Annotated in this window: 15 protein-coding genes; 12 read left to right on the forward strand and 3 right to left on the reverse strand. The window is 53.0% G+C overall.

What is annotated here, in order from left to right; genetic code table 11:
* Nucleotides 1–175 precede the first annotated feature (175 nt).
* From cobB to ybgF, 5 genes are all read left to right on the forward strand, one after another.
* The gene (gene cobB, locus G497_RS0106535) at nt 176–871 is read left to right on the forward strand and encodes a Sir2 family NAD+-dependent deacetylase (RefSeq protein WP_034636988.1); all 696 of its coding nucleotides are present in this window, start codon (nt 176–178) and stop codon (nt 869–871) included.
* A 263-nt stretch (nt 872–1134) separates the two neighbouring features.
* A complete protein-coding gene (gene ileS, locus G497_RS0106540) occupies nt 1135–3942 on the forward strand; it encodes an isoleucine--tRNA ligase (RefSeq protein ID WP_027187557.1) in 2808 nt (935 codons plus the stop codon).
* 6 nt (nt 3943–3948) lie between these two features.
* Complete coding sequence (lspA, locus tag G497_RS0106545; protein WP_027187558.1) at nt 3949–4440, forward strand: signal peptidase II; 492 nt, start codon at nt 3949–3951, stop codon at nt 4438–4440.
* The gene (locus G497_RS0106550; RefSeq protein WP_027187559.1) at nt 4437–4634 is read left to right on the forward strand and encodes a PLD nuclease N-terminal domain-containing protein; all 198 of its coding nucleotides are present in this window, start codon (nt 4437–4439) and stop codon (nt 4632–4634) included. The genes lspA and G497_RS0106550 overlap by 4 nt, the downstream gene beginning before the upstream one ends.
* Before the next feature lie 481 nt (nt 4635–5115).
* On the forward strand, nt 5116–6012 hold the full coding sequence (gene ybgF / locus G497_RS0106555) for a tol-pal system protein YbgF (RefSeq protein ID WP_027187560.1): 897 nt from the start codon (nt 5116–5118) through the stop codon (nt 6010–6012).
* Between the two features lie 267 nt (nt 6013–6279).
* On the opposite strand, the gene G497_RS0106560 is transcribed toward ybgF, so the two are convergent.
* The gene (locus G497_RS0106560) at nt 6280–6783 is read right to left on the reverse strand and encodes a cob(I)yrinic acid a,c-diamide adenosyltransferase (RefSeq protein ID WP_027187561.1); all 504 of its coding nucleotides are present in this window, start codon (nt 6781–6783) and stop codon (nt 6280–6282) included.
* Nucleotides 6784–7043: 260 nt separating this feature from the next.
* Here G497_RS0106560 and purM point away from each other — a divergent pair, with 260 nt between their 5' ends.
* Nucleotides 7044–8126, forward strand: coding sequence for a phosphoribosylformylglycinamidine cyclo-ligase (gene purM, locus G497_RS0106565; protein ID WP_245576358.1), 1083 nt, complete (start codon nt 7044–7046; stop codon nt 8124–8126).
* Nucleotides 8127–8235: 109 nt separating this feature from the next.
* Here purM and alr read toward each other — a convergent pair whose 3' ends face one another.
* Nucleotides 8236–9405 carry an alanine racemase gene (gene alr / locus G497_RS0106570; RefSeq protein ID WP_051257908.1) on the reverse strand — a complete coding sequence of 390 codons (1170 nt, stop codon included), beginning with the start codon at nt 9403–9405 and terminating at the stop codon, nt 8236–8238.
* Between the two features lie 259 nt (nt 9406–9664).
* Between alr and G497_RS0106580 the strand changes: the two genes are divergently transcribed.
* The 6 genes from G497_RS0106580 to G497_RS0106620 all read left to right on the forward strand — a co-directional run bounded on the left by G497_RS0106580 (nt 9665) and on the right by G497_RS0106620 (nt 17194).
* Nucleotides 9665–11992, forward strand: a complete 2328-nt coding sequence (locus G497_RS0106580) for an LPS-assembly protein LptD (RefSeq protein WP_169726977.1) — start codon at nt 9665–9667, stop codon at nt 11990–11992.
* A 434-nt stretch (nt 11993–12426) separates the two neighbouring features.
* Nucleotides 12427–12603 (forward strand): hypothetical protein, encoded by a 177-nt coding sequence (locus G497_RS20335; protein ID WP_169726978.1) that lies wholly within the window; start codon nt 12427–12429, stop codon nt 12601–12603.
* 96 nt (nt 12604–12699) lie between these two features.
* A complete protein-coding gene (locus G497_RS0106595) occupies nt 12700–13521 on the forward strand; it encodes a transporter substrate-binding domain-containing protein (protein WP_027187565.1) in 822 nt (273 codons plus the stop codon).
* A gap of 255 nt (nt 13522–13776) precedes the next feature.
* Entirely contained in the window at nt 13777–14793 is a 1017-nt protein-coding gene (locus tag G497_RS0106600; protein WP_027187566.1) for an amino acid ABC transporter permease, read from the forward strand.
* The gene (locus G497_RS0106605) at nt 14793–15524 is read left to right on the forward strand and encodes an amino acid ABC transporter ATP-binding protein (protein WP_027187567.1); all 732 of its coding nucleotides are present in this window, start codon (nt 14793–14795) and stop codon (nt 15522–15524) included. The genes G497_RS0106600 and G497_RS0106605 overlap by 1 nt, the downstream gene beginning before the upstream one ends.
* Before the next feature lie 290 nt (nt 15525–15814).
* A complete protein-coding gene (locus tag G497_RS0106620; protein WP_027187568.1) occupies nt 15815–17194 on the forward strand; it encodes a hypothetical protein in 1380 nt (459 codons plus the stop codon).
* Nucleotides 17195–17328: 134 nt separating this feature from the next.
* Here the strand turns inward: G497_RS0106620 and G497_RS0106625 are convergent, their stop codons facing one another.
* Nucleotides 17329–18903: a TerC family protein gene (locus G497_RS0106625; RefSeq protein ID WP_027187569.1), complete on the reverse strand. Its 1575-nt coding sequence runs from the start codon at nt 18901–18903 to the stop codon at nt 17329–17331.
* Nucleotides 18904–18910 lie beyond the last annotated feature (7 nt).

Below are 18910 nucleotides of genomic sequence, written 5' to 3' on the forward strand. Positions count from 1 at the left end.
TCTCTCTTTTTGAAGCGGGGCAGGGCCCAAAGAGCCCAGCACCCACTTCCCAAAAAGCTCGTGCCTTGCCAAACGAAGAACTGAGCGTTTTCCAATACACGATGTGTTTCTTCACCATAAACTTGCACCTTAGTAGATAAATAGTATCCCCTCTTATGACTAAAGGACTGTGCTTATGATAGTCATTCTTACCGGAGCAGGCATTAGCCACGAAAGCGGCATTGCTACTTTCAGAGATAGTGACGGCCTGTGGGAGAACGAGCGGGTGGAAGATGTAGCCACCCCCGGTGGCTTTGCCAGAGACCCGGAACGGGTGTACCGTTTTTACAACCAGCGGCGGCGTGATTTGCAAAACGGCATCATTGCCCCCAATGCAGCCCACAAGGCCTTGGCCCGGCTGGAAGCGGAATACCCCGGCAAGGTGCTGGTGGTTACACAAAACGTGGACAACCTGCACGAACGTGGCGGCAGCCACAATGTGTTGCACATGCACGGGGAATTACTGCAAGGGCGCTGCGCCGCGTGCGAAGCTGTGTTCCCGTGTTTTGAGGACATGAGCAGTAAAGACGTGTGCCCCAGTTGCGGTAAGGCCGGGTATGTGCGCCCGCACATTGTGTGGTTTGAGGAAATGCCCTTGTATATGCAACAAATAGAAGAGGCCCTGGAGCAGTGCCGGGTGTTTGCTTCCATTGGTACTTCCGGCAATGTGTACCCTGCTTCTGGCTTTGTGCGCCATGCCAAGGCTTATGGGGCACACACCGTGGAACTGAACTTGCAACCCAGCGTTGGGGCTTCCGTATTTGCTGAAAGCCGTTATGGGCTGGCCACGCAGGTGGTACCAGCCTGGGTGGATAAACTCCTTTTCTCTTGACTTATGCTGCCGCTTCAAGGAAGAATATGGGTTGCCTTGCTGGCACCTGCGTGCGTAACTCCCTCTATGGAAACGCTGATTTATTTCGTTTGGCGGCGTTGCTTCACTTTTTTTGAAACAGTCGAGGACAGAAGAGTCAACTCCTGCTTCAAAAAAAGCTCGCGCCTTGCCAAACGAAATAACTGCGCGTTTCCAAAGTGCCACTTAATCAGTGTTTCCCTATATTTACCGCTGCCAAAGGCAGACTATTTTTTGGAGCAGCCATGAGCGACTATAAAAATACCCTGAATCTTCCTGAAACAAAATTCCCCATGAAAGCCAACCTGACCCAGCGTGAGCCTGAAATGTTGCGTCATTGGGAAAGTATTGGTGCGTATGAAGCCATGGTGGCAGCCGGGGGCGAAAAAGGCACCTTTGTGCTGCACGACGGCCCCCCCTATGCTAACGGGCACATTCACCTTGGCACCGCATTGAACAAGATTATCAAGGATATTATTGTTAAGTCGCGCAACATGCAGGGCTTTCGGGCCGAATATGTGCCCGGCTGGGACTGCCATGGCCTGCCCATTGAACTGAAAGTGGAGCAGGAACTCAGCGAAAAAAAGAAAGATCTGCCCGCCAAGGTTGTGCGCCGCCTGTGCCGGGAATATGCCGCAAAGTGGATTACCACCCAGCGTAAAGAATTCAAGCGCCTGGGGGTTATGGGTGAATGGGAAAAGCCGTACCTTTCCATGGACCCTTCCTATGAAGCCGCCACAGCGCGTGAGCTGGGCAACTTCATGGCAGCAGGTTCCGTGGTGCGCAGCAAAAAGCCCATTCACTGGTGCGCTTCTTGCCGCACAGCCCTGGCCGAGGCAGAGGTGGAATATTACGACCACACCTCGCCTTCCATTTATGTGCGTTTTCCCGTTACCGACCCAGCCCTGAAAAGCAAGCTGCCCAAGGCAGAAGCTGGCAAGACATGGCTGGTTATCTGGACAACCACCCCTTGGACCATTCCCGATAACATGGCTGTGTGCCTGCACCCGGAATTTGATTACGCCCTGGTGGCGGTGGAAGGGCACCACTACATTCTGGCAGAAGGCTTGCTGGATGAATGCAGCAAGGCCTTTGGCTGGATTAGCCCCACCATTGTGAGCATGGTGAAGGGCGCTGCCCTGGAAGGGTTGCAGGCCAAGCACCCCATTTATGACCGCCCCTCTCCGGTAGTGCTTGGTGACCACGTAACCCTGGACGCTGGTACGGGCTGCGTACACACAGCACCGGGCCACGGGCGTGAAGACTATGACATGGGCTTGAAGTATGGCCTGGAAATTTACTCCCCCATGGACGACAACGGGCGTTTTTACGATACCGTGGAGTTTTTTGGCGGGAAAACCATTTTTGAAGCCAACCCCCTGGTTATTGAAAAGCTTCTGGAAACAGGTAGTCTTATTACCCAGGGCAAGGTACGCCACTCTTACCCGCACTGCTGGCGCTGCAAAGAACCCGTATTTTTCCGGGCCACCACCCAGTGGTTTATCAGCATGGATAAAAATAAGCTGCGTGCCCGCGCCCTGGAAGCCATCCGCAACGATGTGCGCTGGATTCCTGCCTGGGGCGAAGAGCGTATTTACTCCATGATTGAACACCGCCCGGACTGGTGTATTTCCCGTCAGCGCACCTGGGGCGTGCCCATTACCGCCCTGCTTTGTGAAGGCTGCGGTGAAGCGTGGCACAGCCACGAATGGACAAAAAGCCTGGCTGAACGCTTTGCCGCGCACCCCACCGGGTGTGATTACTGGTTTGAAGCGCCCCTGGAAGATATTGTACCCCAAGGGTTGAAGTGCCCTTCTTGCGGGCAGCAGCGCTGGAAGCGTGAAACAGACATTCTGGACGTGTGGTTTGATTCCGGCACCAGCTTTGCCGCTGTGCTGGAGCAGCGCAAGGAATGCCGCTTCCCCGCCGACCTGTACCTGGAAGGGTCCGACCAGCACCGCGGCTGGTTTCACAGCTCCCTGCTTGTTTCCCTTGGCACCCGCAATGTGCCCCCCTACAAGTCTGTGCTGACCCACGGCTATGTGGTGGACGGGGAAGGGCGAAAAATGTCCAAATCTGTCGGCAACGTGGTGGCCCCGGAAGAAGTCATTGCCAAGTACGGCGCGGAAATTCTGCGCATGTGGGTGGCTTCTGTGGATTACCGCGAAGACGTGCGTATTTCAGAAGAAATTCTACACCGCCAGGTAGACGCTTACCGCCGCATTCGTAACACCTGCCGTTACCTGCTGGGCAACCTGGGTGATTTTACCCCGGAAGATGCCATTCCCTTTGCCGAAATGGACCCACTGGACCGCTTCGCCCTGGAAGTGGTGAGCCGTGCCTATAAAGAAGTGGAAAGCGCGTTTACCGATTACGAATTCCACCGGGTGTTCCACACCTTGCACAACCTGTGCGTGACCGACCTTTCCGCCTTCTACCTGGATGTACTGAAAGACAGGCTCTACGCTTCCGGCAAAACAAGCAAGGAACGGCGTTCCGCCCAAACTGCCCTGTGGCGCATAGTGCAGTTACTTACCTCTGCCATGGCCCCGGTGCTTTCCTTTACAGCGGAAGAAGTGTTCCAGCACCTTTCACAAGAGCTGCGCCACGATGTGAAGACCATTTTTGCATTGAGCGGCACCGATATGCCCCTGGTTACCCTGCCGGAAGAAGAACGCAAGCGTTGGGAAACACTGCTGGCTGTCCGTTCCCTGGTTACTGCCGCCATTGAGCCCTTGCGCAAGGCAGGGGAAATTGGCCATGCCCTGGATACCTGCGTGACCCTGTTTGTGGACGCCCCCATGCGCACCCTGCTGGAAGGCCTGGGCACAGACCTGCGGGCCTTGTTCATTGTGTCCCAGTTGGCCTTGCAACCCCTTGAAAGTGCCCCGGCAGATGCCTTGTGCGACGAACTTGTGCCCGGCGTTGCCGTGGGCGTTGGCAAAGCCCAGGGGGCCAAGTGCAGCCGCTGCTGGATTTACAGCACCGAGCTTGGCACACACCCGGAACACCCGGAAGCGTGCCCCCGCTGCACCAAAGTACTGGTAGGGTAGGGCGCAGTGCGCTACCGTATAATCGCATTTGTTGCCTTTGTGGCACTGCTGCTGGACCAGGGCACCAAAGCCCTGGTGTTGCAGCAGTTGCCCCTGGATGCGGGCATTCCTGTGACCTCGTTTTTTTCCCTTGTGCATGTGCAAAACCACGGGGCTGCCTTTGGTTTTTTGAATGACCCCGGCACCACGTGGCAATTCTGGCTTTTTACCCTGGCAACCCTGGCAGCCATTGTGGTGGTGGTGGTTATGGCCCGCAGTGCCAAAGAGCATGAACGTATGCTGTTCGTGGCTTTTGGAGCCATTGTGGGAGGGGCCCTGGGTAATTTTATCGACCGGGTACGGTTTCGGGCTGTGGTGGATTTTTTGGACTTTTATTGGGCAGGGTGGCATTGGCCCGCATTTAACGTGGCAGATGTTTTTATCTGCTTCGGGGCTGTTCTGCTTGTGCTGCACTCGTTTTGTGCGCCCAATACCCCCAAGGAAGGGAGCAGAACATGACCAACATGCAAGCCATGCTGTATTTTTTACCTGCGCAGTTGTTAAACCTGTGGGCTATTTGGCATGCCTTCAACCATACGTTTGCCACCCCTGGGGAACGTATTTTGTGGATGTGCGCCGGGGTATTTTTGCCCTTTATCGGTGGGCTTGCCTATGTGTTGTTTGGCATTCGCCGCACCCAAGGCAAAGCTTGAGCTTTGCAGAATTACAGGAATTGTGTTACCCTGTATTTGTGGTTTTTTTGAACACATAGGGAACGCTGATTATATAGAATTTTGGAAACGCTCAGTTATTTCGTTTGGCAAGGTCGGGGACACAGGCTCTGTGCGCGAACTTTTTTTGAAGCAGGAGTGATCATTCTGCAGGAAAGCAGAATTGGGAACCGCCCGCAGGGCGGGAGCCGAAGCCGAGGCCCAGGACGGGCCGAGTCAACTCTTCCGTCCTCGACTGTTTCAAAAAACCTTAAAGGCGACGGCAGTCGCGAGCGTAGCGAGCCGTGGAGCGAGGGCGGAGGGAACAGACAGCTTTGCTGGCTGTTCATCCCAACAACGCCCGAGCGGAAAAAGGTCACAACGACGCCAAACGGAATAAATCAGCGTTTCCCTAAGATACAAGAATGCCAGTGGTATGCGGTTGTTACCAGCCAGACCACACGGGAAAATAAAGGAGATTTGCATGAAAACACGCGTACTTTCGTTATTGGCGTGTGCCGGGTTGGCCCTTTCCATGACAGGGTGTGTCACCACTGGGAGTTCTTCGGGCTCATCCGGCGGGGCTGACGATTTGCGCCAGCAGGTAGCCCGCCACGATCAGCAAATTCAAGGGTTACTTTCCCAGGTGGGGCAGGTGGAAAACGTGCTGCCGGGGCAAGCGGAAGTGTGGTCGCAAATGCAGCTTATGCGCCAGGAGCTGAACCAGCTTCAAGGCGGCGGGGCAGGGGGCGAGGCTGGCCGCTTGGCTGAACGGGTAGACCGCCTGGAAGCCATGGTGCGTAAAATGGCTTCCCAGCTTGCCATAAGCACTGATTCTTTGGATGCCCCCAGCGCAGTGCCCAGTGCGGGCGTGCGCCCCTATACGCCGCCCATGGCAACACCGCCTATGGCAGTTGTTCCCCCCACCCCAGGGGCCACCAGTGGCGTTGCCCTGGTGAATGAAGCCGCGGACACCACAGCAGTGGAAGCTGGTTCGGAACAGGCCGGCGGGGCCAAAGGGCTGTATGATTCCGGCATAAAAGCCTTTGACCAAAAGCGCTATAAAGACGCTGTGGTGGCTTTTAAAGACTTTGGCACCAAGCACCCCAAAGACAAACTGGCAGGGAATGCCTTTTTCTGGCAGGGGGAAAGCTATTTTCAAATGAAAGATTATGCCAGAGCCGCCTTGGCCTACCAGGAAATTATTACGAAATATCCTGGCAACGGCAAATTTCAGGCTGCCATGCTCAAACAGGGCATTGCCCTGCATAATGTGAATAAAAAAGACGCTGCCCGCGAGCGCCTGGAAGAATTGGTGAAGCGCTACCCCAATAGCCCGGAAGCCACCCGCGCCAAGCAGTTTTTGAAAGAAAATAAGTAACATAGTGTGTTATAAGGGGGACGCTGTCCCCCTAACCCCCTGCAAGGGGAATGATTCCCCTTGACCCCCATTAGCGCCTCCTTTCTTGCTTTGCTCGAAAGGAGGCATTTTTTTAAGGAAGCGCTGATTACATGGCTCTTTGGAAACGCGTAGTTATTTCGTTTGGCAAGGCGCAAGCTTTTTTTGAAGCAGGAGTGGACTCTTTCGTCCTCGACTGCTTCAAAAAAAGTGAAGCAACGCCGCCAAACGGAATAAATCAGCGTTTCCCTAATATTCGATTCCTTTGCCGGCCCTCTCCCCCAAATTGTATGGGTGCTTAATTTCCATCATTTCGGTCACCAGGTCGGCCCGTTCCCGCAGCCAGTCCGGTAGGCCCCTGCCGGAAAGTACCACGTGGGTTCCGGCGCGTTCTGCAGCGTCCAGCAGGGTTGTTATTTCCTGCTGGGTAAGCAGGCCGCTGCCCAGGGCGTACAGGGTTTCATCCAGAATAATCATGTCCGCTGTGTCAAGGTGGGCGGTGGCCCATTGCAGCAGGTGCAGTGCGGCTTCCCTGTGGGTGGGGCGCTCTTCTTCCTTACGGAAAAAACCGGCCCCGCAGGCTAAAAAACGCTCGTTAAGAAGTGTTGCCAGTATTTTTTGTTCTCCGGCCTGCTCCGGGCGTTTCATGAACTGGCCAAAATATACTGTAAGCCCTTGGCCCAGGGCGCGTATGGCCTGCCCAACTGAAGCAGACGTTTTTCCTTTGCCGTTTCCTGTATAAATGAGCAGCATTTTCTTTCCTTTTATTGAATTTTGTCCAGGGAAGTGGGAATAATTACCAAGAGTGTTTAATGAAAATCTCGTGAATTTCTTGTAGAAGCGTATGATTCTTATGAAAAAAAATCAAGCGTACCCCTTTTGGGTAGTTTCTCTTTATTGCATAGTATTGAAATTAGACGTATAGTATTTTTTTGTGTAACTAATCCGCTAGTGCAAAAGGGCCGAAGGCTAATTTTCTCTCTTTTTCAGCGGAGCGAGCAAGGAGTTCAGGAATGAGTATGCCCCCATCCACCTTACGAGCAAAAGCTTACAAGGAGGCTGGCGTTGATATTGACGGCGGCAATAACCTTGTGCAACGTATAAAATCCATGGTTGGGCAAACCCATATTCCCGGTGTGCTTTCTGATATCGGTGGTTTTGGTGGTTTGTTCAAGCCTGACGTGGGCAATACTGAAAGCCCTGTGCTGGTTGCTTCCACCGATGGTGTTGGCACCAAGCTCAAACTTGCTTTTGCCTGGAACAAGCACGATACCGTGGGTATTGACCTTGTTGCCATGAGTGCCAACGACATTTTGGTGCAAGGGGCAAAGCCCTTATTTTTTCTGGATTATTTTGCCACAGGTAAGCTGGATGTTGACGTGGCCGCCACTGTTATTGCTGGCGTTGCAGAAGGCTGCAAGCAGGCAGGGTGCGCTTTGCTTGGCGGGGAAACGGCTGAAATGCCTGATATGTATCAGCCTGGTGAATATGACCTTGCCGGTTTTTGTGTAGGCATGGTGCCTAATAATGATATTGTGGACGGCTCTTCCGTAAAGGTTGGCGACACCATTATTGGCCTTGCCTCTTCTGGCGTGCATTCCAACGGCTTTTCCCTGGTACGTAAAATTCTGGACCAAAGTGGTTTACAGGGCAGCGATATTTTCCCCGGCACCAATAATACGGTGTGCGACGTGCTGCTGGCCCCTACCGTGATTTATGCTGAGTGTGTGCGTAATATTATGCGCGACATTCCGGTAAACAGCATGGTGCATGTAACGGGTGGTGGTTTTTATGAAAATATTCCCCGCGCCTTGCCTGCCCAGGTAAAAGCCAGCATCCAATTTGGCACATGGGATATGCCCCCGGTGTTCACCTGGCTGTTGCAGGAAGGCAAGCTGACTTGGCCTGAAATGATGCAGATTTTCAACTGTGGCATTGGGTATGTGCTGGTAGTGGGCAACAACCATGCTGAAGATGTGCTCAACAGGCTGGAAGCCATGAATGTTAAAGCATGGGAAATTGGCCGTATTGAGCGCTTTGGTGCGAAAGATGAAGAGCGCGTACAGGTAGTCTTCCCTGGTGAATCAGCCAGCTAGATCTGCCTTCCGAAAAGAGTAAACTCTTTTGTTTTATTGATGCTTGATAAAAAGCCGGGTACGTTGCGTTCCCGGCTTTTTTGTGGCTTTTGGCCCGTGCTGGAATCGGCTATTCGTGGTATTCGTGGGTGTTTTTGCCCAGCAGGCACAGCAGTTCATAGGGAATGGTGTTGCAGGCGGCGGCAAGTTCTGTGGCTGTTGGGGCAGCCGCAAACGGCCCCCCCATGACCCAGGCCGGGTCGCCAAGGCCAAGGCTGGGGACGGCACTTACGTCCACTGTGGTCATTTGCATGGAAATGCGCCCAACAATGGGGCACTTTATGCCGTGAATGCATACATGGCCTTTGGCGGAAAGCTGGCGCGGGTATCCATGGGAATAGCCAATGCCAATAAAGGCCACGCGCATTTCATGCGGGGCGGTAAAGGTCAGGCCGTAGCCTGTCCCTTCGCCTTTGTGCAAGGTGCGCAGGGCAAGCACCGGGGCACGCATGGCCATTGCCGGGCGCAGGGAAGGGCCGGGGGCAATGGTGGCATCGTGCAGCGGGCTTATACCGTAAAGGGCAAGGCCAGGGCGGCAGGCATGTGGGCCAATGGCGCGGCTAAGAGCAGAATGCATAAACAGCCCGGCAGAGTTGCCAAGGGAAGCCTGCATGTGGGGCCAATGCGCGCGGAGAATGCCAAGGGCTTCACCAAAGCGCGTTGCCTGGTGCAGGGCTTCGGCTTCTCCGCCTGGTTCATCGGCCGTAGCAAGGTGGGAAAGGGCTAGTACCGGGTTCAGCCACGGTGCTTGCTTGAGCTGGTGCGCCAGTTCCGGCAGTGCCGCAAGAGAAAAGCCAAGCCTGCCCATGCCGGAATTGCATTTAATAGCAATGTTCAGGGGTTTGCGGGCAGAAATGTATACGGCAAGCTGTTCTAGGGAATGCAGGGTGGCTACAAGGTTGTGTTCTTGGGCCAGCGTGCATTCACATTCCTGCAAGGCGCCCAGCAGGGAAACAATGGCAGGCTGCCCGTGCGGGGCAAGGCAATTGCGTAGGGCGGCTGCCTCAGGCAATGAACCAGAAGCAAACGCCCCGGCCCCCTCTTGCACAAGAGCTTTGGCAACGCGCGCATAACCATGGCCATAAGCATCGGCTTTAACCACAGGCAATAACAGGGGCCAGGGCCGAGCCGTGTTTGGGGGCTGTGCCTGCCCAGCCGCATGCTGTAGCATCTGCTGGTGGTTGTGGCGTATGTTGTTGATATAAATAACGGTTATGGGGTGGTGGAAGGTGTGGCTCACAATCTCTCCATGTATGCAATTAAGGAATGTGTGTAGCACTTAGGCGTATGCTTGCGCAATGTTTTTCCCTGGTGCATTTCTTGCTAAAAAGGCCCTTCCTTCTGCTTTCCCTTTACAGCGAAATATGCTACGGGTTTATTTGATAGTTACGCTGACCATATAAGTAGCATATGGCACGGCTTGTGTTTTTATTCTCACAACCATCGAGGCGGCAATTTTCCCAATGCATGTATTACGTCCTTTTCTTTCAGCATTATGCTTGGCCCTTCTCTTATTTGCCGCTACCGGGGCAACTAGGGCGTTTGCTGCGGCAAGCCCCCTGGAAATGCGCACTGAAGATGAGCGTCTTGTCCGCTGGGATTTGACTGCGGATTCGCTCATTACCCACAATGATACTGAAGTGCTGGAAGCAAAGGGTAATGTTGTGCTACGCCGCGGCAACGATGTACTGAAAGCCGATTTTGCCCGGTACTATATGAGTACCAAATGGGTGTTTCTGCAAGGGAACGTTGTTGTACGCATGGGAAAGGACGACATGCGTGCAGAACAGGCCGAATTTGATTTGCGCAGCCGTGTGGGTTGGCTCAAGAATGGGGAAATTTTTATGGAAGGCCCCCATGCCTATCTTTCCGGCACGCGCATTAATAAATATTGGGGTGATGTATACACCTTCCAGAATGCCAAGGTGACCACGTGTGACACTGAAGACGGTCAGGCCCCCGCCTGGTCACTGACCGCCGATGAAGCCATTGTGGAAATGGATGGCTATGCCCGCCTTGTGCGTTCTTCTTTTCAGGTAAAAGGAACGCCTGTGGCGTACACCCCCTATTTTCTGTTTCCTACAAAAACCGACCGCCAAACGGGCTTCCTGGTGCCTGAATTCGGGAATAGTAGTAAAAAAGGCTTCTTTTATAACCAGCCTTTCTTTTGGGCCATTAACCAACAGTCTGACCTGATGGTGAATGGTGAAATGATGACAAAGCGTGGGTTTATGCATGGGGTGGAATACCGCACCCAGCCCAGCAACACTACCAAAGGCTGGATTCGCTACGACTGGCTGTATGACCAGGAACGGGACACCAGCGGGCGTGATGCCACCCTGTTTTCCGGAGAAACAGAACGCACCAACCGTAACCGTTACTGGGTGCGTGGTATGCTTGATACCCGCTTTGATGACCCGCGGTGGCGCTTGAAGGCAGACCTGGATTACGTTTCCGACCAGGACTACCTGACAGATTTTAAAAGCGGCATGGGCGGCTTTAACCGTTCTCGTGATGAAATGTTCTCCTGGTTCAGCCGTGACTTGCAAGAAAAGAACAAAAAACGTGAAAGTGGCGTGCTGCTTTCACGCGACTGGGAACGGGTAACCGTTTCACTGTATGGTGCTTACACCCAAAACCCAACTCTTGGGCATGGTAATTACAGTCGTTCAAGCGACACCACTGTGCAGCGTTTACCCCAGTTGGATGCCTTTTTACATAAAGGCCGCATTTTTTCTTCCCTTCCCCTGGAAGCTAACGTAAGCGCCCAGGCCGGGTATTATTACCGCCGAACAGGCACCCGCGGTGCACGGTATGAAGTGGTACCTACCTTAACCGTTCCCATTACCGGGCGGCTTGGCTCCCTTATTACTTCTGCCGGAGTTCGCCAAACTATTTATAATACCGAATCCGCCAGCCAGTCGCGCTGGGAAGGTGAACTGGCCTCTTGGGAGGCAGAACGGGGTGGCAGGGAAACAGACGTAACCCGGACGTTGCCCGAATTTTCTTCCGCTGCAAGCACAGAACTTGCCAGGGTGTATGACTTTAAACCCACGCCGCTTCCTCTTACCAACAGCACAGTGGGGGAAAGCCGCTGGCAGGGCCTGCGCCATGCTGTGCAGCCCCGTGTGGAATTTGCCTACAGAAGGAATGAAAACCAGGAAGACAACCCGTATTACGATGAAATGGACAGGCTCATGCCCCATACAGAGGTTGCCTATTCCTTGACCAACGTGATTACCCGTAAACGCCACACCGTGGTTATGGAAAAGAATGACAAAGGGGAAATGGTCCCCAAGATCAAGGAAGATTTCATTGACTTGCTGCGGCTGCGGTTGGAACAAGCCTATGACCAACGTGAAGCAACCCGCACAGACATGCGCGACAGGTATGAACGGCGCCCCTTTGGCGACGTACTGGGGGAAGCCACTTTTGGCCTGACTTCTGTTGTCTCTCTATATACAAGAAACTACTACTCTCCCTATGAAAACAAGCTTACTCGCCATGAAAGCGGCATGGGCTTTGTTTGGCCTGAATACGGTCACTTTTCCTTTGGGTATGATCAACGTATGAAAATTGATGAATACAAGCGTCGGCGCGACAGCAACATTCAATACATCAGCACCCGGGCCGGATTTACCCTGTTCGGGGGTTCCATTGGGCTGGACACGGGCTTTAACCAGGACTTCAAAGACACCTCCAACAGGGAAGTACTTTTTGACCTTACCTATAACCACCAGTGTTTCTCCATTATTGGGCGCACTGTGTTGGAGCCGGACGATAAAAGCTATTCCCTTATGGTTAAGCTGACAGGCCTTGGCGACTAGCCCATTTCAATTTTGAAATGGGGTGTGGAGGCATTGCGGACATTCGTGAAGCGTGTCGTTTTAACCCATGATCACCATTGATTTTGTTGATATGTCCTTGTGTGTTGCGGAAAAGAAGTCAGCTTTTCAATGGTAACATGCCCTGGGGGGGCTGCCCACAGTGCGTCATTATGGCCTTTTGCGTGGCTTGGGGCACAGTGTGCGGCCATTGTGGTTTGGGAAAACGTTTTCCTCATACACAGTTTTTCCTGTGTGAGAGCATAGAATGACTGAAATGTGCATATGTCATGGGGCTTGTACAGCGTATGCTTTTAAGGCGTCAGGTATCAACATTGGCAGATTTCGCCGCATTGGCACCGGGTTTTGTCCTGGGGGAATGTTCCTTTGGCGCAAAGCATGTGAGAGTTGTACTTGCCTGGTAAAGGAGATATGACATGAAGCCTAAAGATGGACTGTTCTCTGGCAGGTATTCCCGGGAGTTTATTGAAGTTATTTGCCCAACCTGCAAGCTGACAAAAATCATTTGCGTGCCAAAAGAATCCATTCCTAAGTGTGAGCGGTGCCACAAAGACATGATTATCAAAGAAATTTTAACGGAAGGAAAATATTAGACCCCATGCCCTTGCAGTGAATGGGCATGGCGTATTTTTATTGTTCTTTTGTTGTCATTCATGTGTTTTGAACCTTCTTTTTCTCAGGAGATACTAATGAAAAAAGTTCTTGCCTGCCTTTGGCTGATTGCAGCCATGTTGCTTGGTACTGTTGCCCAGGCTGCGGATACTGACCTGGCAAAAAAATCCACCATCAATGAAATTTTGGCCAGAAAGGAACTGCGAGTCGGTTTTGATTCCGGCTACATGCCCTTTGAAATGACAGACAAGAACGGCAACTACATTGGTTTTGACCTGGACCTGGCCCGCGAACTTGCCAAAAGTATGGGGGTAAAGCTTGTTCCTGTGAATATCGATTTTGACGGGATCATTCCTGCCCTGCTCACAGGCAAAATTGATGTGATTATCAGCGGCATGACCCTGACGCAGGAGCGCAACCTGAAAATTGGCTTCACAGACCCCTATATTCAGATCGGGCAGTCCGTTTTGCTGAATAAAAAGCATGAAGGTACTATTACTTCCTGGCAGCAACTTAACGACCTCAAGTTTTTGGTGATTTCCCGCCAGGGCACAACCGGGGAAGAAGCTGTAAAACGCAACATGCCCAAAGCCCAGTTCAAAACGTTTGAAAAAGAAGCTGATGGCGCCCTTGAAGTGGCTAATGGCCGCGCTGACGCCTGGGTGTATGACATGCCCTTTAACATTGTGTTTTTTGCGGAGCACGGTGGTGGCAAACTGGTACACCTTGATACTCCCTTTACCTATGAACCCCTTGCTATGGGCATTCGCCAGGGTGACCCTGACTTTATGAATTTTCTCAACAACTTTTTGCGTCAGGTAAAGGCCGACGGCCGCTATGACCGCATGTATAACAAGTGGATTAAATCCACTGACTGGTTCGGTCAAACCCAGCGCTAGAACGTGTGCAGCCCCCGGCTTGCTGCTTGCCAGGCGAGCCGGGGCCTTTTTTGTGGAGCCGCTGATGCATTGCCATTGATCAGCTCTATGCCCAAGCAAGCGAAGGTCCACTTGTTTGGGAAAGGCGCAGAATCCACTCATTTTACAGGAGAAATGAATTCTCCTAATTGGTAGATTCTGGTCTTTTTACTGCGTAAAACGACATCGGTAAACACTTCCCCTGTGTTTCCATGTATCTTCACGAAGGACGCCCCCATGTCGTATTTCGGTTTAGACCGACCCCGCTCCCCATTGTACTACACCGCTTGGAAAATCACGTTTGTTGTTGGCTTGTTGCTTACCTGCGGTCTTTTTTACTATGCCGCCGCTTCCGTACATTACGACTGGCGCTGGTACCGTGTTCCCCAGTACTTTTGGTACAGTGGGCAGGAAGATATCCGCAGCGATTTTTCCGGCACGGTAAAAGAAGTGCAACACACCCCCAGCGGAACCGTTATTCGCTTTGCTGCGGAAGATCACCCTGGTGAACTGGTTTCCATGACCTTGGGGGCTGGGTCTGAAGCTTTGGTGCAGCCGGAAACGGATGTGTACATGGGCGACATTATTGCCAAGCGTTCCTTCAGCAAGCCGGGCATTCTGCTTGAAGGGCTGTGGGTGACAGTGGTTGTCAGCTCGTTTGCCATTGTGGCAGGCATTGGCATTGGTCTGGTTACCGGGTTATGCCGCCTTTCAAACAACCCTGCCTTGCGCTGGGGGGCCATTACCTACATAGAAATCATTCGTGGTTCACCACTTTTGGTGCAAATTTTCCTGTGGTATTTTGTTGTGGGCTTTGTGGTGGACGCCCTGCTGGGCCAGGTGGGGCTACCGGGTATTGCTCCATTATGGTATGGCGTTGCAGCCCTTGCCATTTTCACCGGTGCGTATGTGGCTGAAATTGTCCGGGCGGGCATTCAGTCTGTGCACCGTGGGCAAATGGAAGCGGCACGTTCCCTGGGCATGACCCACTCTCAGGCCATGCGAAAAATTATTCTGCCCCAGGCTTTTCGCCGTATTTTGCCCCCCCTTGCCGGGCAGTTCATCAGCCTTATTAAAGACTCTTCCCTGCTTGGGGTTATGGCTGTGCGTGAACTGACCAAAGCCACGCGGGAAGCGGTTACTTCTTCTCTGCAATCGCTGGAACTTTGGTTTACCTGTGCGCTGTTGTACCTGGTGCTTACCTTCATGCTGTCACTTTTTGTGCAATACCTTGAAAGACGGGCGGTTCGCTAATGATTCATGCCAAACATGTGCATAAATATTTTTGGATTCCCCACCAGCTTCATGCGCTTAAAGACGTTTCCCTGGAAGTGGCAAAAGGTGAAGCCTTGGTTATTATCGGGCCATCCGGTTCTGGTAAGTCTACTTTCCTGCGCTGCATGAACAGGCTGGAGTATGCCGATGCAGGGGAAATTTGGGTGAACGGCACCAACATTCTGGATGTGGATTGTGACATAAACAAACTGCGTGCTGAAGTGGGTATGGTATTTCAATCGTTTAACTTGTTCCCGCACCTTACCGTGCTGCAAAACTTGACCCTTGCTCCGGAAACGGTGCTGGGCCGCAGTTCCAAGCAGGCCAATGAAAAAGCCATGAGCCTGCTGGAAAAGGTGGGCATTGCGGAAAAATGCGAGGTCTACCCGGACCAGCTTTCCGGCGGGCAGCAACAACGTGTTGCCATTGCCCGTGCCCTGGCCATGGACCCGCAAGTGATGTTGTTTGATGAGCCCACCTCTGCACTAGACCCTGAAATGGTTGGTGAAGTGCTGGACGTTATGCGTACCCTGGCCCGTGAAGGCATGACCATGGTGGTGGTAACCCACGAAATGGGCTTTGCCCGTGAAGTGGCAGACAGGCTTGTGTTTATGGACCAAGGGGCCATTGTGGAGCAGGGCACCCCGGAAGAGATTTTCCAGAATGCCCAGAATGATAGGACTAAGCTGTTTTTGAGTCAGATTTTATAAGGTGCTTCCAGGGGGTGCAGCCTGCATGGGGGCATTCGGGCCAGCCCGGTGAAACTGCTTATTCAGCGCAATGCAAGGCAACTTGCACTGCGCTGTTTTTTTACCCTTAGTATTATTTTTTTTGTGCCGATATGATGAGAGCAATCATTATGAATGTGTTGTTGCCCCATTGGCCTGGGGGGGTGCTCCCTGTGCCTTCAGGGCAAGCATACTTTCATTGTCATGAAGCAGGGCATGAACTGCCGCAAGGCTGCCTTGCAGGGGTATGATACCAGAAAGGAATAGTTATTATGGGAATAATGCTGAAAACGCTTCGCTTTTTTCCAGTGGCCGCCTTTGTTTGTGCCAGTTCATTGCTTCTGGCAGAAGCTGCCTTTGCTGCTGACGACCTGGACCGTATTCTGGGAAACACAGAGAACTCTTTTACCATGTGCATGCAGCGGTGCGATGAGCAAACATCACTTGGGCGTATGTCCCGGCGTGGCTGTGTGCCGGGGTGTGAACAGACAAGGGAGAATTTTTCCTTGCGCGGCAGGTCGTTCCGCTCCTTTCAGCGTTGTTCCGAAGCTGTGGAGCGCGTGCTTTTGAACCGCACGCGTATCATTCAGCGTGAGCAACAGTGGTGCAGAAACAACTTTACCCACCTGCACCATTTGCGTGGCTGCCTGGATGCTGTGAATGTATTTTACCAGAATGTGTCGGTGGAAAGTATTTGTGGACGTACCCCTGCCCGGCCTGCCGCAACCCCGCCTGTGGTTGTTGCCCAGGTGCCCGGTGCAACACCAGGGCTGGTTGTTGCCCGTGGCCCGCAGCCGGCAACACCAATGCTGCAAGACACCCCCAAGTATCAAACTAAGCCCAGCAGCAAGAAGCACGGAAAAGCTGGTGTAGCCAAGGCCGTGGAAAAAACCCCGGCCAAGGCAGCTACCCCAGGCAAGGTTTCTGCCAGTGGTAATGGTACTCTGAAAAAGCAACCTGCTGTGAACACAACAGGAAAAGGGCTGAAAGCGTTGAGCGCCAATGGTACACAGCCCAAGGAAAAAGATGCGCCTTTTACCCCTCCTGCGGTAAACCTTGAAGGAGTGGTGCCTGCCCCCACACCTTCTGCCCCGGTAAAAGCACCAGCGGCCCCGGTTAACGTTCCTTCAAGTGCGCTGCAAGCGCCTTCAGCCGTTATGCCTGAAGCAAGTGGGGCTGCTCCTGCCCTTCCTGTGCAAGCAAAGAAGGATTTTGCCGCGCCTGCCCCTGTTGACTCTGTTGTTCCTGTTGCCTCTGTTGCGCCTGCCCCTGTTGCCACGTCTGAACAATCTGCACTGGCAGTGCCCCAGGTGGAGCCACCAGCGGTATCACTGCAACAATCAGCCGTGCAACCAACCCCGAAACTGGCAGCACCGGAGGCGCTGAAAGTGCCCGAAGCCGCCGCGCCGCACACCGCCCCTGCCCCTAGTGCTGTTGCTTCTGCCCCGGTAGGTAACCAAAATGCCACGGCCCCTGTGCCCCCGGCACCGTATGTGCCCCTGCCAGAAGCCACAGCAGGGAAAGGGCCAGTACAGAACGATGCTCCGCTGCCCTTGTTGCCGGAACTGAACAGGGCAGAGCCCCCCACAGAGCTGCCCCCTGCCCCTACCAAAGATATGGCATTGCCGTCCATTAATCCGTTGCTCAAGTAAAGAGTATTGTTTTTCCATCCTTTGTGTGACTAAACAAAAAAAGAGCAATTTCCCTGGGGAGTTGCTCTTTTTTTGGTCGATGCGTAAAAAGTCTTAAGCGGCCTTTTTGTGACTTAGGCCATAGTTTGCTGGCATCACAGCCTCTTACTTAATTTGTTGTTGGGAAGCCTTTCCACATCCACCAAGGCAATGCGCCTTCCTTCCACTTCCGCCACACGGAACAGAAAGTTGTTGTGGCGCACATGTTCACCAATTTCAGGCAGCCTGCCCAGTTCAAATAACATAAACCCGGCCAGGGTGGTGTAGTTGTTGGAATCTTCGGCAATGCCCTCAACGCCAAGAAAATGCTGGAAATAGTGGATGTCTGTGCTGCCTTCCATTTGCCATTTGCCTTCCCCCAGGGAAACAATGGGGGGGACTTCGCCGTCTTCCGGCAAAGCGCCTGTAATGGCTTCCAGTATGTCCATAAGGGTAACAACCCCCTCAATAGAGCCGTATTCATCGCCCACCAGGGCAATGTGCATGCGGTTTTTTTGCAGGGTATGCAGCAGTTTTGGGGCTCGCATTGATTCAGGAATAATAATGGGTTCGTGCATGGTTTCCGGCTGAATTTTTTGAAAGCGGGTGAGGTCTGCCAGCACATCCACGGCATAGGCCACCCCCACCACGTGGTCCAGGTCGCCACGGCACAAAGGAACAATGTCTGGCGTTCCTTCATAGAGCTGTTGCTGCAACTGTATGGCAGGCAGCTCTATGTTCAGGTACACGGTTTCTCCCCGGTAGGTCATCAGGGAGCGGGCAGTGCGTTCCGAAAGGGTCAGCACGCGGCTTACCATGTCGACTTCTTCTTCAGCAAAACGGCGGGGCACAATGCTTTGCTTGCCCCCATTCTTTTCACCTTCATGGTTGTTTGTGGTTTCATTGCTTTGCAGCTCAGTGCCCATTATACGCAGCAGCGCTTCTGCTGTACGCAGGCGCAGGGGTTTTAACCCCTGGTGCTTGCGTTCATTGCGGGTTGCCATTTGGTTGAACATTTCAATGAGGACGGAAAAGCCAATGGCTGCATACAGGTACCCTTTGGGAACAGAAAAGCCCAAACCTTCCGCCAGCAGGCCAAAGCCAATAAGCAGCAGAAAGCTGAGGCAAAGCACCACCACGGAAGGGTGGGCATTAATAAACCGGGCCAAAGGGCGTGCCGCAAGGGCCATTACCCCAACGGCCAAAATTACCGCCAGCATCATAATGGGCAGGTGGTCTACCATGCCCACAGCGGTAATGACGGCGTCTAGAGAAAAAACAGCATCCAGCACGACTATTTGGGCAACAACCTGCCAAAAGCCTGCATAGTTTTGTTGGGCTGCAAGGGAGTGTGGGGTGCCTTCCAGGCGTTCGTGCAGTTCCCTGGTGGCTTTGAACAGCAGAAAGAGCCCCCCCATAAACAGAATGATATCGCGCCAGGAAAACGGCTGCCCCCAAATGACAAACAGGGTGGCCTTCAGGGAAACCACCCAGGAAATAAGGGAAAGCAACAACAGGCGCATGAGCATGGCCAAAACAAGGCCAATAAGGCGTGCCCTGTCGCGCTGTTCAGGGGGCAGTTTTTCGGCAAGAATGGCAATGAACAGCAGGTTGTCTATGCCAAGAACAACCTCAAGAAGAACAAGTGTGCCAAGGGCTACAAGTGCTGCAGGTGATAAAAAAACTTCCATGGCTGGC

Origin of the sequence: Desulfovibrio cuneatus DSM 11391 (assembly GCF_000430005.1) — a bacterium.
Taxonomy (GTDB): Bacteria; Desulfobacterota; Desulfovibrionia; order Desulfovibrionales; family Desulfovibrionaceae; genus Frigididesulfovibrio; species Frigididesulfovibrio cuneatus.